Origin of the sequence: Flavobacterium hercynium, from assembly GCF_002217285.1 — a bacterium.
Classification (GTDB): Bacteria; Bacteroidota; Bacteroidia; order Flavobacteriales; family Flavobacteriaceae; genus Flavobacterium; species Flavobacterium hercynium.
The window spans coordinates 16747-37017 of sequence record NZ_MUGW01000001.1; the positions used below are offsets into that span (position 1 = coordinate 16747).

Annotated in this window: 19 protein-coding genes; 5 read left to right on the plus strand and 14 right to left on the minus strand. The window is 32.9% G+C overall.

Going from position 1 to position 20271, the window contains the following annotated elements:
- Positions 1-34 precede the first annotated feature (34 nt).
- The 6 genes from ccoG to B0A66_RS00110 all read right to left on the minus strand — a co-directional run bounded on the left by ccoG (position 35) and on the right by B0A66_RS00110 (position 7494).
- Positions 35-1453 (minus strand): cytochrome c oxidase accessory protein CcoG, encoded by a 1419-nt coding sequence (gene ccoG / locus B0A66_RS00085; protein ID WP_089047811.1) that lies wholly within the window; start codon positions 1451-1453, stop codon positions 35-37.
- A gap of 27 nt (positions 1454-1480) precedes the next feature.
- Positions 1481-2392 carry a cbb3-type cytochrome c oxidase N-terminal domain-containing protein gene (locus B0A66_RS00090; RefSeq protein WP_089047812.1) on the minus strand — a complete coding sequence of 304 codons (912 nt, stop codon included), beginning with the start codon at positions 2390-2392 and terminating at the stop codon, positions 1481-1483.
- Between the two features lies 1 nt (position 2393).
- On the minus strand, positions 2394-2588 hold the full coding sequence (locus B0A66_RS23105) for a CcoQ/FixQ family Cbb3-type cytochrome c oxidase assembly chaperone (protein ID WP_089047813.1): 195 nt from the start codon (positions 2586-2588) through the stop codon (positions 2394-2396).
- Positions 2589-2592: 4 nt separating this feature from the next.
- On the minus strand, positions 2593-4782 hold the full coding sequence (ccoN, locus tag B0A66_RS00100) for a cytochrome-c oxidase, cbb3-type subunit I (RefSeq protein WP_089047814.1): 2190 nt from the start codon (positions 4780-4782) through the stop codon (positions 2593-2595).
- 2 nt (positions 4783-4784) lie between these two features.
- Positions 4785-4976, minus strand: coding sequence for a cbb3-type cytochrome oxidase assembly protein CcoS (ccoS, locus tag B0A66_RS00105; RefSeq protein ID WP_089047815.1), 192 nt, complete (start codon positions 4974-4976; stop codon positions 4785-4787).
- 136 nt (positions 4977-5112) lie between these two features.
- Positions 5113-7494, minus strand: a complete 2382-nt coding sequence (locus B0A66_RS00110) for a heavy metal translocating P-type ATPase (protein ID WP_089047816.1) — start codon at positions 7492-7494, stop codon at positions 5113-5115.
- A 205-nt stretch (positions 7495-7699) separates the two neighbouring features.
- On the opposite strand from B0A66_RS00110, the gene B0A66_RS00115 reads away from it, so the two are divergent.
- Entirely contained in the window at positions 7700-8380 is a 681-nt protein-coding gene (locus B0A66_RS00115) for a Crp/Fnr family transcriptional regulator (RefSeq protein WP_089047817.1), read from the plus strand.
- Here the strand turns inward: B0A66_RS00115 and mazG are convergent, their stop codons facing one another.
- The 3 genes from mazG to def all read right to left on the minus strand — a co-directional run bounded on the left by mazG (position 8381) and on the right by def (position 10396).
- Positions 8381-9151 carry a nucleoside triphosphate pyrophosphohydrolase gene (mazG, locus tag B0A66_RS00120; RefSeq protein ID WP_089047818.1) on the minus strand — a complete coding sequence of 257 codons (771 nt, stop codon included), beginning with the start codon at positions 9149-9151 and terminating at the stop codon, positions 8381-8383.
- Positions 9152-9249: 98 nt separating this feature from the next.
- Entirely contained in the window at positions 9250-9735 is a 486-nt protein-coding gene (locus tag B0A66_RS00125) for a DUF5606 family protein (RefSeq protein ID WP_089047819.1), read from the minus strand.
- A gap of 70 nt (positions 9736-9805) precedes the next feature.
- On the minus strand, positions 9806-10396 hold the full coding sequence (def, locus tag B0A66_RS00130; protein ID WP_089047820.1) for a peptide deformylase: 591 nt from the start codon (positions 10394-10396) through the stop codon (positions 9806-9808).
- A gap of 200 nt (positions 10397-10596) precedes the next feature.
- On the opposite strand from def, the gene B0A66_RS00135 reads away from it, so the two are divergent.
- Entirely contained in the window at positions 10597-12807 is a 2211-nt protein-coding gene (locus B0A66_RS00135; protein ID WP_089047821.1) for an FUSC family protein, read from the plus strand.
- A gap of 31 nt (positions 12808-12838) precedes the next feature.
- Here the strand turns inward: B0A66_RS00135 and B0A66_RS00140 are convergent, their stop codons facing one another.
- The 4 genes from B0A66_RS00140 to B0A66_RS00155 form a co-directional block, all read right to left on the minus strand.
- On the minus strand, positions 12839-13408 hold the full coding sequence (locus B0A66_RS00140) for a cysteine hydrolase family protein (protein WP_089047822.1): 570 nt from the start codon (positions 13406-13408) through the stop codon (positions 12839-12841).
- A gap of 86 nt (positions 13409-13494) precedes the next feature.
- Positions 13495-14991, minus strand: a complete 1497-nt coding sequence (locus tag B0A66_RS00145) for a malate:quinone oxidoreductase (protein WP_089047823.1) — start codon at positions 14989-14991, stop codon at positions 13495-13497.
- Between the two features lie 125 nt (positions 14992-15116).
- A complete protein-coding gene (gene ruvX / locus B0A66_RS00150) occupies positions 15117-15533 on the minus strand; it encodes a Holliday junction resolvase RuvX (RefSeq protein ID WP_089047851.1) in 417 nt (138 codons plus the stop codon).
- A 180-nt stretch (positions 15534-15713) separates the two neighbouring features.
- Positions 15714-16355 (minus strand): PAS domain-containing protein, encoded by a 642-nt coding sequence (locus B0A66_RS00155; RefSeq protein WP_089047824.1) that lies wholly within the window; start codon positions 16353-16355, stop codon positions 15714-15716.
- A 280-nt stretch (positions 16356-16635) separates the two neighbouring features.
- Here B0A66_RS00155 and B0A66_RS00160 point away from each other — a divergent pair, with 280 nt between their 5' ends.
- Genes B0A66_RS00160 through B0A66_RS00170 form a run of 3 tightly spaced genes read left to right on the plus strand, consistent with a single transcriptional unit; the run spans position 16636 to position 19288 of the window.
- Positions 16636-17451 (plus strand): 2,3,4,5-tetrahydropyridine-2,6-dicarboxylate N-succinyltransferase, encoded by an 816-nt coding sequence (locus B0A66_RS00160; RefSeq protein ID WP_089047825.1) that lies wholly within the window; start codon positions 16636-16638, stop codon positions 17449-17451.
- Positions 17452-17487: 36 nt separating this feature from the next.
- Positions 17488-18468: a glycosyltransferase family 2 protein gene (locus tag B0A66_RS00165; RefSeq protein WP_165766565.1), complete on the plus strand. Its 981-nt coding sequence runs from the start codon at positions 17488-17490 to the stop codon at positions 18466-18468.
- A gap of 58 nt (positions 18469-18526) precedes the next feature.
- Complete coding sequence (locus B0A66_RS00170) at positions 18527-19288, plus strand: glycosyltransferase family 2 protein (RefSeq protein WP_089047827.1); 762 nt, start codon at positions 18527-18529, stop codon at positions 19286-19288.
- A gap of 8 nt (positions 19289-19296) precedes the next feature.
- Here the strand turns inward: B0A66_RS00170 and B0A66_RS00175 are convergent, their stop codons facing one another.
- On the minus strand, positions 19297-20262 hold the full coding sequence (locus tag B0A66_RS00175; protein ID WP_089047828.1) for a hypothetical protein: 966 nt from the start codon (positions 20260-20262) through the stop codon (positions 19297-19299).
- Positions 20263-20271: the final 9 nt, after the last annotated feature.

Genomic DNA, 20271 nt, shown 5'->3' on the forward strand with positions numbered 1-20271 from the left:
CCGTTTATGTGTTACTTGGTACACTTTATGTTTTCTAATTAAAGCTTCGTGGTCCTAAAAAATTTGTAGTAGTGGTTTCAAGTAATTCTTCTCCGTTATAAATACCAATCTTAACTTTGGTTTTATCACTTTCTAAAAGTACCTGATCTATTTCTATAAAAAGTGTTCCTTGCGAAATACCTTCTTTTTTGACTTTAAAATGTGTTTTACCAACATTTCGAATATTCCCTTTTTGATCGATTAATTCAAAATGAATGTCATTATAATCTTTGACGGTTTTGTTAACGATTTTATAGGTATAAACATTACTAATTTGATCGCCTTTATGCTGAAAAAGCTGTCCTGGTAAACGTAAAATAATTGCCTGAACATCTGTTCGCAAAAACAACATTCCAACAAAAACACTCATTAAAATCAACAGGACGGCTGTGTAACCTTTCATTCTGGCAGTAAACTTAAAAGGCTCATTTCTAGCAATTTCATCTTCTGTAGCGTAACGAATAAGTCCATTTGGTAAACCAACATTTTCCATGATCGTGTCACACTCATCAATACAAGCGGTGCAATTGGTACATTCTAATTGCGTTCCGTTTCGAATATCAATTCCCATCGGGCATACATGTACGCACTGATGACAATCGATACAATCCCCTTTTCCGGTTGTTGCTCTATCTTCTTTTTTACTAAATTTAGCACGTCCGGCTTCTTTTTCTCCACGTACAAAATCATACGCTACATTTATAGATTTGTTGTCTAAAAGAACACCTTGTAATCGACCGTAAGGACATGCAATAATACATACCTGTTCTCGAAACCATACAAAGACAAAATAGAATACACCTGTAAAAATCAGCAGTGCAATAAAGTTACTTGCTTCTTGAATTGGTCCTTGCTCAACCATTAAAAATAATGCATCACTGCCTACAAGATAAGCCAGAAAAACATTGGCTATTACAAACGAAATTAGAAAAAAAATGGTCCACTTAATAAGTCTTTTTCTAATCTTCTCTGCATTCCATTCTTGTTTTGCCAAACGGGACTGAGCTCCACGATCACCATCAATCCAATACTCAATTCTTCGAAAGACCATTTCCAGAAATATGGTCTGCGGACAAATCCATCCACAAAAAATTCTTCCAAAAACAACAGTAAATAAAATGATAAATACAATACCAACGAGAAGTGATATTACAAAGAGATAAAAATCCTGTGGCCAGAAAGGAAATCCAAATATATTAAAACGACGTTCCATTACATTGAACATCATAAATTGGTTTCCATTAACTTTTATAAATGGGTTTGCAATTAAAATAGCTAATAAGACATAACTAACCCATTTGCGGTAATCATAAAATTTACCAGACGGTTTCTTTGGAAATATAAATTTGCGCTTCCCACTTTCATCAATCGTTCCAATGGTATTTCTAAATGCTTCGTCTGGTAAATTTGACATGATATTTAATTCTTAATTGTGGTATTATTATTTTGCTGCTGCAACATCTTCTTTTGCTGCATCTTCATCTACCCAAACTTCACCTTCAGCTTCTTTTGCATCTTTTGGATTACTTCCTTGCAGCGATAAAATATAACTTGCTACTTTTTGAATTTCTTTTGGTTTTAATGTTCCTTTCCAGGAAATCATTCCTTTTCCATCTCGACCACCATTGGTTATTGTATGAAAGAGGTTTTTAATTCCTCCACCTAAAATCCAGTGATTATCCGTTAGGTTAGGACCAATTTGCCCACCTCCGTCTACACGGTGACAAGCGGCACAATTTGTTGTGAAAATTTCTTTTCCGGCATCTAGACTTGGTGCATCTGAAAGCAGAATAACTGTTTTTTCATCCATCAAATCAGGTGCAGTTTTTAGATACTCTTCAACATCAATTTTAGCCTGCGCCATTTCTTTCTTCAATTCCATTTCCTGATTGTCGCCTCCGAACACTTCATATCTGGCAAAATAAATGACACCAAATGCAATTCCGATATAGAATAAATACACCCACCAAGGCGGTAAATTGTTATCTAATTCTTTGATTCCGTCATAATCATGATCCATCAACAAATCAGCTTCACTTTCAATTGGCTGAGTTTTGGTAAGCTTATGCATTAGGTTTTTATACCAGGCGCTTTCTTTAAAGCTTAAACTTTCTTCGTATTCCAATTTTGCTTTTTCTTCAGCTGTCATCAATTGATACATGATACGGTTCACCGCACTTAATGTAATTTCAATTGCAATCAAAATGAAAAGAAAAACGAATAAAAAGACCGAAACCATTGGAAATTTTATAAATGCAGCTCTGTCTCCAGAATCTATAAAAAATTCCATTAAACCGAATACGATGAAGAAAATCACCGGTACTCTTACATATACTGGGAAAAATTTTTTCATTTTAAATATCTTTTGAGATTATACTAACTCCTTCATTTAATGGTATTTCACTCATCTCCTTAATTTTATCTTTTTGATATGAAAATACCCAGAAGCCTAAGCCTACAAAAAATAGAAAGAATATCAAAAGAGAGAGAATCGGGTAAATCTCTATACCCGATATGGTCTCCATATTATGTTTTATTTGTTCGAACATTGTGCTATAATTTAGAAGTATCTTTTACTTTAATGTCTGTTCCAAGTCTTTGTATGTAAGCAATCAGAGCGATAATTTCTCTTTCGTTCATAGGAACAAATTGCTCGCCTTTTATTGCAGCTTTTTTTCTGCTTTCTTCGTAGCTTTTTACATAATCAGGATCATTCTCTAAACTTTTTTCTATAGAAATCGCCTGTGCTCTTAAAAGCTGCTGTGCATTTGCTACTTCAGCTTCAGAATAAGGAACTCCAAGAGAAACCATTGCCTTCATTTTCTTTTGAGTTAAAGAAACATCCATTGCTTTGTTATCAAACAACCATTTGTATCCTGGCATGATTGAAGCTGCAGAAGTACTTTGTGGATTCCAGAAATGATTGAAATGCCAGTTATCATTGTATTTTCCTCCTACTCTTAACAAATCAGGACCTGTACGTTTTGATCCCCATAAGAATGGATGATCGTAAACAAACTCTCCTGCTTTTGCTTGTGGTCCGTAACGCTCTACTTCGCTTCTAAACGGACGAACTGACTGTGAATGACATCCTACGCAACCTTCTCTGATGTATAAATCTCTACCTTCTAATTCTAATGGTGTATATGGTTTTACACTTGAAATGGTTGGTATGTTTGATTTGACCATAATTGTTGGTACAATCTGAATAATACCTCCAATTAAAATGGCGATCGTTGCCAATATTGTTAACTGAATTGGTTTTCTTTCTAACCAAGAGTGGAATTTCTCTCCATGAATTCGGCTTCCGCTGATTCTTTGTAAAGCCGGAGCCTGTGCTAATTCGTCTTCAATTGTTTCACCAGCTTTAACAGTCATAATGATATTGTAAACCAAAATGAACATTCCAACAAGGTATAAAGTACCTCCAATTGCTCTCATCCAATACATTGGCATAATTTGAGTAACTGTTTCAAGGAAATTTCCGTACGTTAATGTACCATCCGGATTAAACTGTTTCCACATTGAAGCCTGAAGAAAACCTGCTACATATAATGGTAATGTATATAATATGATTCCTAGCGTACCAATCCAGAAATGGAAATTGGCTAATTTATTGGAGAATAATTTACTTTTAGTCATTCTTGGAATCAACCAGTAAATAATACCAAATGACATAAATCCGTTCCAAGCTAATGCTCCTACGTGCACGTGAGCAACGATCCAGTCTGTATAGTGCGCAATTGCGTTAACATTTTTTAATGATAACATTGGTCCTTCAAAAGTTGCCATTCCGTATCCTGTAATTGCAACTACAAAGAATTTTAATACCGGTTCTTCACGAACTTTGTCCCACGCACCTCTTAATGTCAAAAGTCCGTTGATCATACCTCCCCAAGATGGAGCGATAAGCATTACTGAGAAAGCTACACCTAAATTTTGCGCCCAGTTTGGTAAAGCAGAATATAATAAGTGGTGTGGTCCTGCCCAGATGTAAATAAAGATTAAAGACCAAAAATGGATAATAGACAAACGATAAGAGTATACAGGTCTATTAGCAACCTTAGGAATAAAATAATACATTAATCCCAAAAACGGAGTCGTCAAGAAAAATGCTACTGCGTTGTGTCCGTACCACCACTGTACTAATGCGTCCTGAACACCTGCATAAACAGAGTAACTTTTTAATGCTGAAACCGGAATTTCAATATTATTAAAAATATGAAGAACGGCTACTGTAACAAATGTTGCCAGATAAAACCAGATGGCTACATATAAGTGTCGCTCTCTACGGCGTAACATGGTTCCAATCATATTGATTCCCATTACTACCCAGATAAGAGCAATAGCAATATCAATAGGCCACTCTAATTCAGCGTATTCCTTTGAAGAAGTATATCCTAAAGGTAAAGTGATTGCAGCTGCCACAATGATAAGTTGCCATCCCCAGAAATGAAGATTACTTAAAAAATCACTGAACATTCTTGCTTTTAATAAGCGCTGCATCGAATAATACATTCCTGCAAAAAAAGCATTACCAACAAAAGCAAAAATAACTGCATTGGTGTGCAACGGTCTTAAACGTCCGTAACTCAACCACGAGATACCATCTGTCATGTTGGGAAAAAGGTACATAACCGCCAGGGTTAGTCCTACTAACATACCCACGACCCCAAAAAGGATGGTGGCGTAAATGAATTTTTTTACAATTTTGTTGTCGTAATAAAACTGTTCCATTTCCATAATTATACTTGTTTTTCTTCTATTTTTGGTTTATTATCTCGAGGTGTAATTTTGGTTTCATCGTCAAAAAGTATCCTGACGGAAGGGGTATAATCATCATCGTATTGTCCAGATTTTACAGCCACAATAAAGGCAATAAAAAAACCTATCGCTACGAAAATACTCACTGAAATCAATAGATAAATAACACTCATATCGTAAATTTATTTTAACAAAATTAGGGAGTTAAGTCCCGAATAAATATGACATTTATCATAGTGAAGCGTTTTTATTAAACACCTCTAAACTCTAACATCATACTAGTTCATTCTCAATATTTTATCCTTTTTTTTATTTTCTTTTTGAATAAAAATTACTCATCAAAGTCACAAAACTGACGATGGTAATGGTACTCAAAGGCATAATAATAGCAGCCACTAAAGGCATTAAATTACCCGTCACAGCAAACGACAGTCCCACCACATTGTACAAAAGAGACAGGACAAAGCTCATTTTGATAATAGTGATCGCATTGTGTGATAATTTTAAAAAGTAATCCAGTTTTGAAAATTCATTGGCATCTAAAATAGCATCGCAAGCCGGAGAAAAAACATTCACATTTTCAGAAATAGAAACGCCCACATTGCTTTGTGCCAGTGCACCTGCATCGTTTAATCCGTCACCAACCATCATTACATTTTTTCCTTCTTCTTGTAGCTTTTTAATGAATTCAAGTTTTTGTTCTGGTTTCTGATTAAAAACCAATTCTGTATTTTTAGGCAAAATGGTTTCCAGGTTTTCTCTCTCTCCATCATTATCACCGGAAAGTACTTTGATTTGATAATTTGAATTAAGTCTTGAAAACAAGTTTTCAAGCCCATCGCGATATTGATTTTTGAAAACAAATTTTCCTAAATACTGCTCCCCAATTTTAATATGTAAACTGGTTTTTTCTATTTCTGAAGTATCTAAATTTGGATTGCCTACAAAACTGGCTGAACCTATTTTAATTTGCTTATCACCAACAACAGCTAAAATCCCTTTTCCTGTAATTTCCTGAAAATCATCTAATTTAATTCTTTTCGTTTCTGGCAGAAAATCATATAACATTCGGCTTAAAGGGTGATTAGATCCTCGAAGTACATTTTTTATGATAGTATTATCTTCCTCGGAAATAGATTTTCCGTCATAGGCTATATTTGCTTTTTTATTGGTTGTTATCGTTCCGGTTTTATCAAAAACAATAGTATCGACTTTTGCCAGTTGCTCAATTACCAACGCATTTTTAAGATAGAACTTTTGCTTCCCTAAAATCCTTAAAATGTTTCCAAACGTAAAAGGTGCTGTAAGTGCCAGCGCACAAGGACAAGCAACAATAAGAACTGCTGTAAATACATTGAAGGCTGTAGTTGCATCTATAAAAATCCAATATCCAAAACCTACAAAAGCTATCAATAGTAAAATTGGTGTAAAATATCTGCTAATTGCGTCGGTAATTGTTTTGTGTTTTTGCACAACATTCTTTTGAAAAATCTCATTACTCCACAATTGCGTCAAATAACTTTGTGAGACTGAGTGCAGCACTTCCATCTCGATCACTTTACCTATTTGTTTTCCACCGGCAAAAACTTTATCTCCGGATTTTTTAGCAATCGGAACTGCTTCTCCTGTAACAAAACTATAATCGATTTCTGCTTTTTCACTTATCAGAATACCATCAACAGGAATGAGCTCCTGATTACGGATCAATAATCTATTTCCTTTTAAAACATCATAAATAGGCACACTTTCTTCTGTAGTATCAGGATTGATCCTTGTGACAGCGATTGGAAAATAGGATTTGAAATCTCTCTCAAAACTTAAAAAGCTATACGTTTTTATCTGAAACATTTTACCCAATAACATGAAGAAGACAAGTCCTGCAAGGCTATCAAAGAAACCAGGTCCGTAATCCATTACCATATCAAAGGTGCTTCGAACAAACATGACAATAATTCCTAACGCTATAGGAATGTCAATGTTTAACATTTTTGATTTGATACTTTTATAAGCCGAGACATAATACCCGCTTGCCGAATACAAAAAGCTTGGCAAGGCCAGAAAAAAGATTAGAGCTCTAAAAAAAGGTTTATAATTATCTAACCAAAATTCTTTAATTTCGAAATACTCAGGAAAAGACAAAAGCATAATGTTTCCAAAACAAAAGAATGCGACACCTAATTTATAGGTTAAACTTCTGTCAACATTGTTTTTTCCTGTTTCGTAGTTTTCTAAACTAATGTATGGTTCATAACCTATTGAACTTAAAAGATATACAATACTCTTTAGGGATATCACATCTGAATTATAAGTTATTCTAACCTTTTTTTCTGGAAAATTAACTTGTGATGCGTTAATTCCCGGTTGAATACGATTTAGATTTTCTAAAATCCAAATACAGGAACTACAGTGAATATGTGGAATATTTAACGAAACAATCGCAGTATTTGCTTCTTGAAATTCTAAAACTTTTGCCAGAATAGCTTCGTTTTCTAAAAAATCATATTTGCCCTGAATGTCTTTTGGAGTGGCGCCAGGAGATTTTTCAAAATCGTAATAGCATGTCATGTCATGAAGACTAAAAATTTCATAAACTGTTTTACATCCATTACAGCAAAAATTTTTATCATCAAAATTGATTTCTTCACTTTTTACTATGGTTATCCCACAGTGGAAGCAACTTTGCTCACTCATAAATTTGTTTTTTAATAAGACAAATATTCAAAATAACAAGCAAGAATTACTATGACAATTGTCATGTAAAAAAGGAACCAAAATAGTTTTAACATCAAATATACAAGCAAAAATACTACAAATTACTTAATTATGTCTTATTTTTTCAAAATATTTTACCATATAATACCAATAATAGTTAATTTTGCTTTAAATTAATTTTGCTATGAATAAATGTGATCAATGTATTGTTAGACAACTTTCTTCATTGAAAGCTCTTAACAAAGAGGAAGTCGTAAAATTGGCTAATAGCAAAAAGACCTACACCATTAAAAAAGGCGAAGCAATTTTTGAAGAAGGAGAAATAACCAATGGTGTTTTCTGTGTAAAAGATGGTGTTGGAAAACTTTCTAAATTAAGTGCTAATGGAAAGGATCAAATCGTTAAACTTGTTAAATCAGGAGAACTTTTAGGTCAGCGTTCTATGATTAGTAATGAGCCTGCTAATTTATCTGCAAAAGCAGTTGCTGATATGGAAGTTTGTTTTATTCCAAAATCAGAAATCATTGATTTTTTTAACAATAACAATCAGTTTTCAATGAATCTTATGCAATCTATTTGCGAAGATTTAAAAGAATCTGATAACGATAAAATTGCTTTAGCACAAAAAACGGTTAAACAGCGATTAGCCGAAACCTTGTTGTACCTTCACGACGTTTTTGGTGAAGATGCAGACAAATCTTTAAGAGTACACCTAACAAGAGAAGAATTAGCCGGTATGATTGGTACGGCTACAGAAAGCTGTATACGATTATTATCTGACTTTAATAAACTGGAATTAATTGAATTAGTTGGAAAAAAGATTGTGATAAAAGACATAAAAGCATTAAAAAAGCTAGCTGAATAATCAGTGCTTTTTTGCTTCGTTCCAAAATACATCCATTTCTGCTAAAGTCATATCCATTAAAGGTTTACCTAACTCTCCGGCTTTACTTTCAAGGTACTGAAAACGCTTAATAAACTTTTTATTAGTACGTTCTAAGGCATCTTCCGGATTAATATTTAAAAAGCGGGCATAGTTGATCATAGAAAACAAAACATCTCCAAATTCGGCTTCCATTTTATCCTGATCTCCTGCCTGAACCTCAACTTGAAGTTCTTGCAATTCTTCTTGTACTTTATCCCAAACCTGATGTGGTTCTTCCCAGTCAAAACCAACTCCTTTTACCTTATCCTGAATTCGGCTTGCTTTTACAAGTGCCGGCAAACTTCTAGGCACACCTTCCAGAACAGATTTTTTACCTTCTTTAAGCTTTAATTTCTCCCAGTTTTGTTTTACTTCTTCTTCGTCTTTTACAACAACATCGCTGTAGATGTGAGGATGGCGGTGAATTAACTTTTCGCAAATTTCGTTACATACATCTGCAATATCAAAATCATTGGTTTCTGAGCCAATTTTAGCATAAAAAACAATATGCAATAATAGATCACCTAACTCCTTTTTAACTTCATTTAGATCATTATCCAAAATAGCATCTCCTAATTCGTAAGTTTCTTCAATAGTAAGATGTCTTAGTGTCTGTAAAGTTTGCTTTTTATCCCAAGGACATTGCTCGCGCAATTCATCCATAATGATTAATAATCTTTCGAAAGCGTGAAGTTGAAGTTCTTTACTCATTTTTAAAATTTTATTGGATTGTAACCGAAAGTTGTAAAAGTAAAAAATCCTGTCAAGAAAAACATCTCAACAGGATTAATATATTTGAATGCAGTAATCTACTCTTCTTTTTTAGCTTTAGCTTTTTTAGCAGCCGGAGCTTTTTTTGGTTTTTCTTCTGCTACCGGAGCTTCTTCTGCAGTTTCTGCAGCAGCAGGAGCTAAATCAGTAACTAAACCTTTTCCTTGAAGTGTATTGTACCAGTTTAATACTTTTTTAATATCTGAAGGGTAAACTCTTTCTTCATCATATTCCGGTAAAATTTCTTTAAAGTAAGCAGCTAATGTAGCATTATCTTCTTTGTGAGAAATGGCCTGACCTTTGTTTTCTTTAGTTGCAATACGTTGCATTACTTCTGTCAATGGTTTCTCGCCTTCGTAAGTGTAAATTGAAATCTCAGACAATAAACTTACATTACTTTTTAAGTTTACTGTTATTTTTTTTCCGTCTAATAATGATTCTGCCACAAAACCTGTACGAGTTTGCACTTTCAATACATATAAACCCGGTTTCCCGGAAATGGCTAAAATTTTCTCTAAATTCATGTTTATTAAAATTAGTATTAAGAATTTGACTTATTATATTTTATTTGTTCTGAACTATTTTCAGAACAATTTATCTTCCTTTTTTAGCGGCAGCAAATTTCATTCTATATTCCTGAAATGTTTTGCCTTCGGTAATGTTTTTTAATTTCTTTTGAATTAAACGTTTTTTCAAAGAAGATATTTTATCTGTGAATAAAACGCCTTCGATATGATCGTACTCGTGCTGAATTACTCTTGCTACTAAACCATCAAAAACTTCTGTTTTTACAACGAAATCTTCTTCGCAGTACTCGATTGTAACCGTTGGTTTTCTGTAAACATCTTCGCGCACGTCAGGAATACTTAAACAGCCTTCATTAAAACTCCACTCTTCTCCTTCTTCCTTTACAATTTTAGGATTGATAAACGTTTTTTTGAAACCTTTTAAATCACTTTGCTCCTTTGTTGACAAATCCTCATCATCACTAAAAGGTGTTGTATCAATAACAAACAAACGAATGGCTAAACCTACCTGCGGAGCAGCAAGTCCAACTCCATAAGCGTTGTACATGGTTTCATACATGTTTGCTATTGTCTCTTTTAAGTTTGGATGATCTGGCGTAATTGCCTCTCCTACTTTTCTTAAAACCGGATCACCATATCCTACAATTGGTAAAATCATTTGTATTATTTTAATGTATTATCTACTGAAAAACCTGAATTTTTATCTTCTTAATTCAGCTGGCAAAAATAGTAAAAAAATAGTCATGAAAAATTCTAAACAATATATATTCGCATTTTTTACTTTGCTCTATAAATCTCATCCATAATTATGCCAAATTAACTCGTACAATTCTTACCTTTGCTAGTAAACGATACTTTATGTTTGAACGCATCTCGAAATTTACTAACAGCACTTCCTTTTTTAACGCCTCGAAGGTAACAATTGCTTCTGTTGTTCCTGTTATAATTTTATCTTCTTTCGGATATTTTGAAATTGGTTTTACAATCGCTTTAGGTGCTTTTTATACCTATCCCAGCGATATTCCTAGTACTTTAAAACATAAAGTAAAAGGTCTTATTGTAGCGTCACTTATTGTTTCCGGTGTTAATTTATTAGTAAATCTTGCTCATGCTGTTCCCATATTATTTTATCCTTTTCTAGGTTTATTATTATTTTTCTGTTCGTTGATTTCTGTTTACGGACAACGAGCAACTTTGGTGTCGTTTTCTGCTTTACTTTCTATCTCATTATCTTTTGGCCATTTGCACAAAGGAATAGAAGCTTTTCAATATTCGGGTTTTATTTTTGTTGGAGGAATGCTGTACTTGCTTGTTTCGCTTGTATATCATTATTTACAACCGTACAAATATGTAGAATTACAAATTGCCGAAGGCATTAAACTGACTTCAAAATATTTAAAATTAAGAGGCGACTTATGGAATCCTGAAGCCGATAGAAAAGCGATTATAGAAAAACAATTGAGCGTTCAGGTTGAGTTGAATTTAATTAATGAAGACTTAAGAAAGGTTCTTATCGGTAATCAAAACTCTTCTGGCGGATCAAGTCAAAACCGTAAAATGCTTTTGGTTTTTATTACGCTGATTGAAATTCAGGAATTGGCTTTGTACACTTCTTTTGACCATAGTAAACTTCATGAAAAATTTGACAAGTATCCGGAAGTTCTGCGAACGTACCAAAACGTCGCCTACAAACTTGCTTCAAGTTTAAAAAAGCTGTCGAAAAACGTTCATACGTTTGCTGTTTATGCAGATAAAAATGATTTAAAGAACGAACTCAGCGCGCTGGAAACTGCTATTTCTGATTACGAAAAATCATTAAGCAAAGATGCTGCTGCCGAAGGCGTTCTTATGCTAACCAACATGCTGAAATATGCCAAAAATCAAGTTGGTAAAATCAAAATTATCCAAAGGGCATTTACACTTGCGATGCAATCCTTTAAATTAAAAGACAAAGATAAGGAGCTGGAAAAATTCCTTACTCCGCAATACTATCCTATCCGTACTTTAATTGAAAATTTAAGTTTTTCTTCTTCGATTTTCAGGCATTCTTTACGATTGACCATTACTATTTTAATTGGATACATTATTGGTGAGCTGCTTCCCTTCGAAAATGGCTATTGGATTCTGCTAACCATTGTTGTAATTATGCGACCTGGTTATGGCTTAACAAAAGAACGTTCTTATAATAGAATCTTCGGAACTATTTTGGGTGGTATACTGGCATTCGGAATTGTTTCTCTTATACAGAATCATATTGCCTTGAGTATTTTCTCGATCGTGTGTATGCTTCTGGGAATTTCATTTGCATCAGTAAATTATAAAGTCAGTGCCACTTTTGTGACGATGTATGTAGTTTTCATTTACGGAATTCTTACCCCGGATATTGTTAGTGTGATTCAATACAGAATACTGGATTCACTTGTGGGAGCCATTTTAGCGTACTTTGCCAATCAGTTTTTATGGCCGGCATGGGAATTTGTCAACACGCCTTCGCATATTGAAAATTCAGTAAGAGCAAACAGAAATTACTTAAATGAGATCGCAGATTATTACAATAAAAAAGGAGAAATTCCGACTACCTACAGACTGGCAAGAAAAAATGCTTTTGTAGAAGTTGGTAATTTAATGACGTCTTTTCAGCGTATGATGCAGGAACCTAAATCAAAGCAAAAAACACTTCCTTTGGTTAATAAATTGGTGGTTTTAAACCATTCTCTGCTTTCTGCTTTGGCATCCTTATCCACTTATATTCAGTCGCATAAAACAACTTCAGCCTCAGAATCTTTCAATTACATTATAAAAACAATACTTTCAAACTTAGATCAATCTATTTCTATTCTAAAAAATGAAAATAATATAGCGCACATATTTTTTGACAAAGAAGATGTTACTTTACAGTTTGAAGAACTTAAACGAATTAATTTTACACGTTTAGCCACTGATGACGATTTAGATACTGAAACCCGTCAGGCAAAAATGCAGGAAGCATCAATGGTAATTGAACAATTGATCTGGATGAGCAGCTTGTCTGAAAAGATTCTAAAGAATACCAAAGATTTAAAGCAATAATTCTTTTACTTGGTAAGTATTTTGGTAAGTATTAAAGAAGATTTTGTTTTAGAAAATCAGTTGTAATTACCGTTGCAAATTCTCCGTTTAAACTAGCCAAAGCTGTTTCATGAATTAATTGTGCACTAAAATCCTGACCATCTACTCCTTTTTTATTAAATGTAGCAGTAGCATCAGAAACCAAAAAAGTTTCATATCCATAATTACCTGCCATTCTCGTTGTTGTCGAAACACAATGATCTGTCGTTAAACCCAGAATTACAAGTGTTTCTATTTTAGCAGCGTCTAGTTGCTGTTTTAAATCAGTACCTATAAAAGCACTGTTTACATTCTTTTTAATTACAATTTCTCCAGCAAGCGGCTTAACCTCTTCTTTAAACTCATTTCCTTCATTATTTTCGTTAAGTAATGAATTTGGGTTTGAAGAACAATGTTGAATATGAAAAATAGGGAATTCATTTTCTCTCCAAAGTTTTAATATTGCACTTGCATTTTCTTCTGCATTTGGATTATTTCTTTCTCCACCCCAATATTCAATGTTGTCGAAGCCTTTTTGAATGTCTATTAAAATTAATGCTGCTGGTTTATCTTTTGAAATCATGATGACAATGCGTTGGATTATATAAAAGAGGCTTAGTTACCACTAAAATAACTAAGCCTCATGTTTTGTACCTTCTAAATGAAATTTTAATTATTTAATTTTAAAACTTCAGAAGTATGTTTTCTAATTTCTTCTAACAATTCCGGTTTATCATTTAATGTTGTTCCGAAAGAAGGAATCATTGTTTTCATCTTCGCTTCCCATTCCGGCGTTTTAATTTGATCTGCAAAACATCTGCCTACTAAATCTGCCATAATAGAAACTGCTGTTGAAGCACCAGGAGATGCCCCTAATAAAACAGCTAATGTTCCGTCGTGTGTATTGATTACTTCCGTTCCAAATTCTAAAACACCACCTAACTTTTCATCTTTTTTAATCACCTGAACACGTTGCCCTGCTTTTTCTAATTTCCAGTCTTTAGAGCGTGCTGTCGGCAAATATTCACGTAACGCTTTCATTCTGTCTTGTGGAGACTGACGAACCTGTTCGATTAAATATTTTGTTAATGGTATATTACGATATCCCGCAGATAACATTGGGAATAAATTATTTGCTTTTATAGATAATGGTAAGTCAAGGTAAGAACCGTTTTTTAAGAAACGGGTCGAAAATCCGGCAAATGGTCCAAAAAGAAGTGCCTTTTCTCCATCAATTACACGGGTGTCAATATGCGGAACAGACATTGGAGGTGCTCCTACACTTGCTTTTCCGTATACTTTAGCCTGATGTTTTGCAATTACTTCCGGGTTTGTACATTTTAGCCATTGTCCACTCACAGGAAAACCGCCGTATCCTTTACCTTCTGGTACATTAGCTTTTTCAAGTAATGGCAAAGAACCTCCTCCGGCACCAATAAAAACAAATTTTGTATATGCTTTTCTTGTTTTTCCGTCTGCTAAATTTTTTATTTTAATTCTCCATGATTTATCATCACGTTGTTTTAATTTTTTAACTTCATGATTAAAGTATAAATCAACGCCGTCCAATTTTTCTAAGTAATTAAACATGCTTCTTGTCAATGCACCAAAATTAACATCGGTACCAATTGGCATATGTGTTGCTGCTAATTTTTCATTCGTTTCCCTTCCTTCCATTACAAGCGGCATCCATTGTTTTAGCTGCTCGAATTCTGTACTAAAAGTCATTTTAGAAAAAATAGGATTACTGTGTAAAGCTTCGAAACGTTTTTTAAGATAGTCAACGTTTTTATCTCCCCAAACGAAACTCATGTGAGGTACACTTTTAATAAAATTATCCGGAGATGGAACTTTATTTTGTTCTACTAAATAAGACCAAAACTGACGAGATACCTCGAAAGCTTCTGCAATACTTATTGCTTTTTTAGGATCGATACTTCCGTCTGCCTTTTCGGGAGTGTAATTTAATTCACAAAAGGCAGCGTGTCCTGTTCCTGCATTATTCCAAGCATCAGAGCTTTCGGCTGCAGCAACATCTAATCTTTCGTAAATTTCAATTTTAATATCAGGTTGTAATTCTTTCAAAATTACTCCAAGAGTAGCACTCATTATTCCGGCTCCAATCAGTACTACTTCACTATTGGAACGTATTATATCGTCAGGCATAACAGTATTTTATTTAAAATGCAAAGATACTTCATATAATTGCAAAAAAAAACTATTTTGACATGATAAAAGTTAGGAAATTTTAAAAAATAAAACGCGATAAACTAAATCAAAAAGTATTTGATTTAGAATCTTTTTGATGATAGATAATCCTGTAGCATGATTGTAGCAGAAATCTCATCGATTAACCCTTTGTTCTGACGTTGCTTCTTACTTAACCCACTATCAATCATGGTTTGGAACGCCATTTTAGAGGTAAAACGTTCGTCTACACGTACCACTTTCATTTCCGGAAAAATATTAGAAAAATGAGTTACAAAACCTTTAATAACTGAAGCACTTTCTGAAGGCTGTCCATTCATTTGTTTAGGCTCTCCAATTAAAACAGCTTCGACCTTTTCTTTAGCAAAATAATCTTTTAAAAAATCAATTAAAGTATGCGTTGGGATTGTCGTTAATCCTGATGCAATAATTTGCAATTCATCTGTAACAGCAATTCCGGTTCGTTTTTGTCCGTAATCTATAGAAAGGATTCTAGGCATAGTATAATTTTCGTCAAAGATAGTATATTTTAATTTTTCATAAATCTCAATGCTGTAAAGAAAACCTGTATCTACAATACTATTCATTATAAGCAATAAAAAATCCGTTTTGAAAAACTCAAAACGGATTTTTATCCAATTTATTCAAAACCTAAAAAAATATAATTATTATCTACATAATTATCTATTAAATAATCTTCTAAAGAAACCTCTCTCTTCCTCTTCTTCCTCTTCGTATACTGGATGCTCTTCCTGTTGCACAAACTTATTATGAGCTTTATCATTTTCTTCGATTAGCTCTTTAATATATTCAACATAACTTTTCTTTTTCTCTTCGAGAAATCCTATAAGATATTTTTCACTAAATCCTACGCCACTTGCCGCTTCGATTTGTAGTAATTTTTTATATAACGGTTCTATATGCATAGAAATAACTTCCTGAGGAACAGCTTGTCTTCTTGCGATGTAATTTACAATTGCGTCATTTTCATCTCTGCAAATTTCAAAATCTGTAATAACCCAATAGAATCTCCCCGATTTGGCTAAATTTTTTACAATTGCATGAAAGTTTTTTCCGTTTTTCAGATTCTCCCATAGTACTTTGAAAATTACTTTTGGCATATCCGGGTGACGAATAATATTGTGAGGCTGTCCCATTAATTCATAATCCTCATACCCACAAACATCAACAAATACTTCATTGGCATATTCAATGATTCCGAATGCATTTGTTTTACTCATGATCACCTGAGTTTTATCCCATGAAACTTCTTTATCTATAAGTGTTCTTTGGGGTTTTTGAAATTGATCTTCCTGATTCATAGCTAGTGAATTATTTAGGTTATCTTAAGTTAATTCTAGTAATTTCTCATAAATTACTTAGAGAATTTAGTGCTGCAAAAGTAGATACAAGATAAAACTCAAAACCTGACAATTGTCATATAATAAATTTTAAAGATCCTTATTTTATAAAAAATCAGAACAAGGATTTTACTATATTCTATCAAATTAAAAACAAAATGTTATATTTACAACAGTTTGAATTCGTTTTACTTTTTTCACTTTTCCCCAAATAACCTATCTTTGCAAAAAATTAAAAACTATGAGTTCTTTACAAACTATAATTGAACAAGCTTGGGAAAACAGAGCTTTATTACAAGAAACTACAACTACTGATGCTATCAGAGAAGTTATAGAATTAGTAGACACAGGAAAATTACGTGTTGCAGAACCAGTTGGTGATGGATGGCAGGTAAACGAATGGGTTAAGAAAGCAGTTGTTATGTATTTCCCAATTCAAAAAATGGAAACATTAGAATCTGGTATCTTTGAATATCACGATAAAATGTTACTTAAAAAAGGTTATGCTGAAAAAGGAATTCGTGTAGTACCAAATGCTGTTGCACGTTACGGAGCTTATATATCCAGTGGTGTTATTTTGATGCCTAGTTATGTAAATATTGGTGCTTATGTTGACGAAGGTACAATGGTAGATACTTGGGCAACTGTTGGTAGCTGTGCTCAAATTGGTAAAAACGTTCACTTAAGCGGTGGTGTAGGAATTGGTGGCGTTCTGGAGCCTTTACAAGCTGCTCCTGTAATTATTGAAGACGGTGCTTTTATTGGTTCTCGTTGTATCGTAGTAGAAGGTGTACATGTAGGTAAAGAGGCTGTTCTTGGTGCAAATGTTTGCTTGACTGCTTCTACAAAAATTATAGATGTAACGGGTGACGAACCTGTTGAAATGAAAGGTTTTGTTCCTGCTCGTTCAGTAGTAATTCCTGGAAGTTATACTAAGAAGTTTGCTGCAGGTGAGTTTCAGGTTCCATGTGCTTTAATTATTGGTACTCGTAAACCTTCGACAGATTTAAAAACTTCACTAAACAATGCACTTCGTGAATACGATGTAGCGGTATAATTCGTTTTCTTTTAAAAATCTTTATAAAAAATTCTATTGGATATTTCAATAATTATTGTCAATTACCGCGGATGGAAAGCATTAGATGAATGCTTAGAATCTATTAATATAATTGTTTCGAAAACATTCTCATTCGAAGTTATCATTGTAGATAATTTTTCTAATGACGGACAATTTTCAGTTTTTAAGCAAAAATATTCCAAGTTTACATTTATAGAAAATTCTGGAAATAATGGTTTCTCAAATGGTTGCAACTTTGGTGCAAGTTTTGCTACGGGAAACCATTTCCTTTTTTTAAATCCAGATACAAAACTTACTTTTGAAGCCCTGGAAACTTTATTACAAGAAGCTGTTTCGCATCCTGAAATTGGAATTTTGTCTTGTTTGCAAATCAATGAGAATAACGTTTTTTACAAACAGAATAACTTATTTCCAGCTTTAGGACGCTTTTTCGGAATCACAAGATCTCTTTCCAGAAAGTTGAATAAAGCAAAACTGGATAAACGTTTTAACAATACTAATGATTTATTTTACCCGGATTGGGTAACCGGAGCAGTCATTTTTATAAGCCGAAAATGGTTTGACAAAATTAAAGGCTGGAACGAAGATTACTGGTTATATTTTGAAGATGTCGATCTTTGCAAAAAGGTTTTTGATAATGACGGAAAAGTTGCTGTTACTCGAAAAGCTACTATTTTTCATCAACACGGAGGCGCATCCCGATTAAATGTCAACACAAAAGCACTTACAAAAACGGAAGTCATAATCTCTAAACACGTTTATATTAGCAATCAATTTTCGACAGGAATACAATTTTACCTACACAGTTTATTGATTTTAGGAGTATTTGTGGAGAAAATAATTCTGACCCTTTTAAGTCTTTTTTTATTTTTCATACCAAAATTAAAAGTAAATCGATTGATGCTTAAAAATTTATCCGTTTATTATTTTAATGCCATACAGAAGCAAACCTGGATTAGTCCCCGCGCAATGAATTACTTAAAAATAAAATCGTAAATTTTATAAAAAAAATTAATTTTACTTTCAAAAAAAAACAATCTTTAAATACTACCTAATGTCAACTAATAACACAAAACTATCTATATTAATTTTAACCTACAACGAAGAGCGTTATATTGGTAAATTATTAGAAGAAATAGAATTTGTAGATGAAATAATCGTTGTTGACTCTTACAGTACAGATAAAACAATTGAAATCGTAAAATCATTTTCGCATGTAAAATTGATTCAAAACAAATTTAAAAATTATGCCGATCAAAGAAATTTTGCGATTAATAATTCCAAAAATGACTGGATACTCTTTCTAGATGCAGATGAAAGACTTACACCTAAATTAAAGCTAGAAATTGTTGATTTATTAAAAACTGGTCCTACTGCTCAAGCTTATTCTATGCCAAGAGTTTTTATGTTTAAGGAGAAAGCCATGCGTTTTACAGGTACACAATCAGATATGGTATTACGCCTTTTTGATAAAACCAAATGCCAGTATCAAGCCGATAAATTAGTACATGAAAAATTAGAAATAAACGGAAAAGAAGCCACCTTAAAAAACAAAATGATTCATTATACCTATTATGATTATTTTATTTTTAAGAAAAAAGTAGCCTCTTATGGAAGATTGAAAGCGCAAGAAAAAAACCTAAAAGGAAAAAAATACAGTCTAATCATGCATGTTTTTCATCCTATTTTTACTTTTGTAAGCTATTATATTTTAAAACTTGGGTTTCTTGATGGTTATCGAGGCATTGTGTTGTCGTACTTATTTGCGTACAGTGTTTATGCTCGCTACGTTGAACTTAAAAAATTACAACGATAAATTAATTATTAATCGTCTATAAATACTTTTTTAAATTTATCCATAATTTTAATTGGTGAATACTCTTTTGAGTAAGCATCATAATCCTTTGCAGGATTAGGGGTAAAATTTTCAATAACAGAGGTTAAATCTTCTTTATTTTGATAAAGTATTGCTTTATCACCTAATATCTCAATATGCGATTTTTCTTTTGAATTTGCCCAAGTGACAATAGGTTTATTCGAAATTGAAAATTCTCCAATAGCTATACCAAAACTTTCTCCTTGTTTTCGGGCATGCAAATAAGCATCACAGGTATTTATAAACTTAGCTTTGTAAATTTCATCAACCGTTGAAGGTAAAAATATAATATTTTTATAAGGTCTGAATATATTTCTAAAAACAAAAGAATTGGTACCTAAAAATAAAAAATAAATATCTTTTCTTTTTCTGGATATTTGTTTCACTACCGATTTAACAAAGGAAATATCAAATGTTTTATCCCCTCCATGACGTCCAAAAACTATGGCATCCTCTGGTATATTTAGTTCTTTACGCAAATTGAAATCAGTTTTTTCAACATGTATCATATGGGGTACAAAAGGAGAAGCACCATTTGTCATTTCTTGCGAAAGCCATTCAGAAACATAAGCATAAACATCTCCGTGTGGCTCATAATTTTTAAAAACAGCATGAATTACGGTCTTGCAGTTTGAAACTTCTACACCATCTTTTTTTCCTGATTTTATAGCATAGAAAATATCTGCTTTTTCATTATCTACAATTTTTTCTAATTCGGATATTTCACTATAATCAATTACTTTGAATTTTTTCCTAAATCTTTCTACTGCAGAATCATAGTTGTGCTTACTGTTTTTATTATATAAAATTATTGATTCATTATTCAATATTTCTTCATTGAAAAGAGCGTAATTATATACTGCGTTAGATGTTCCTCTATACGATAATTGATTTTCATGAAATATGATTTTCATTTTAACTAT

What these genes read in the sequence shown, in the direction of transcription:
- ccoS (WP_089047815.1), bottom strand. Translation starts at nt 4,976, where the DNA reads ATGAGTGTTATTTATCTATTGATTTCAGTGAGTATTTTCGTAGCGATA.
- B0A66_RS00110 (WP_089047816.1), bottom strand. Translation starts at nt 7,494, where the DNA reads ATGAGTGAGCAAAGTTGCTTCCACTGTGGGATAACCATAGTAAAAAGT.
- B0A66_RS00155 (WP_089047824.1), bottom strand. Translation starts at nt 16,355, where the DNA reads ATGAATCAGGAAGATCAATTTCAAAAACCCCAAAGAACACTTATAGAT.
- B0A66_RS23105 (WP_089047813.1), bottom strand. Translation starts at nt 2,588, where the DNA reads ATGTTCGAACAAATAAAACATAATATGGAGACCATATCGGGTATAGAG.
- B0A66_RS00125 (WP_089047819.1), bottom strand. Translation starts at nt 9,735, where the DNA reads ATGAATTTAGAGAAAATTTTAGCCATTTCCGGGAAACCGGGTTTATAT.
- B0A66_RS00140 (WP_089047822.1), bottom strand. Translation starts at nt 13,408, where the DNA reads ATGATTTCAAAAGATAAACCAGCAGCATTAATTTTAATAGACATTCAA.
- B0A66_RS00115 (WP_089047817.1), top strand. Translation starts at nt 7,700, where the DNA reads ATGAATAAATGTGATCAATGTATTGTTAGACAACTTTCTTCATTGAAA.
- ccoG (WP_089047811.1), bottom strand. Translation starts at nt 1,453, where the DNA reads ATGTCAAATTTACCAGACGAAGCATTTAGAAATACCATTGGAACGATT.
- B0A66_RS00170 (WP_089047827.1), top strand. Translation starts at nt 18,527, where the DNA reads ATGTCAACTAATAACACAAAACTATCTATATTAATTTTAACCTACAAC.
- B0A66_RS00135 (WP_089047821.1), top strand. Translation starts at nt 10,597, where the DNA reads ATGTTTGAACGCATCTCGAAATTTACTAACAGCACTTCCTTTTTTAAC.
- ccoN (WP_089047814.1), bottom strand. Translation starts at nt 4,782, where the DNA reads ATGGAAATGGAACAGTTTTATTACGACAACAAAATTGTAAAAAAATTC.
- B0A66_RS00175 (WP_089047828.1), bottom strand. Translation starts at nt 20,262, where the DNA reads ATGAAAATCATATTTCATGAAAATCAATTATCGTATAGAGGAACATCT.
- B0A66_RS00090 (WP_089047812.1), bottom strand. Translation starts at nt 2,392, where the DNA reads ATGAAAAAATTTTTCCCAGTATATGTAAGAGTACCGGTGATTTTCTTC.
- B0A66_RS00145 (WP_089047823.1), bottom strand. Translation starts at nt 14,991, where the DNA reads ATGCCTGACGATATAATACGTTCCAATAGTGAAGTAGTACTGATTGGA.
- B0A66_RS00160 (WP_089047825.1), top strand. Translation starts at nt 16,636, where the DNA reads ATGAGTTCTTTACAAACTATAATTGAACAAGCTTGGGAAAACAGAGCT.
- mazG (WP_089047818.1), bottom strand. Translation starts at nt 9,151, where the DNA reads ATGAGTAAAGAACTTCAACTTCACGCTTTCGAAAGATTATTAATCATT.
- def (WP_089047820.1), bottom strand. Translation starts at nt 10,396, where the DNA reads ATGATTTTACCAATTGTAGGATATGGTGATCCGGTTTTAAGAAAAGTA.
- ruvX (WP_089047851.1), bottom strand. Translation starts at nt 15,533, where the DNA reads ATGCCTAGAATCCTTTCTATAGATTACGGACAAAAACGAACCGGAATT.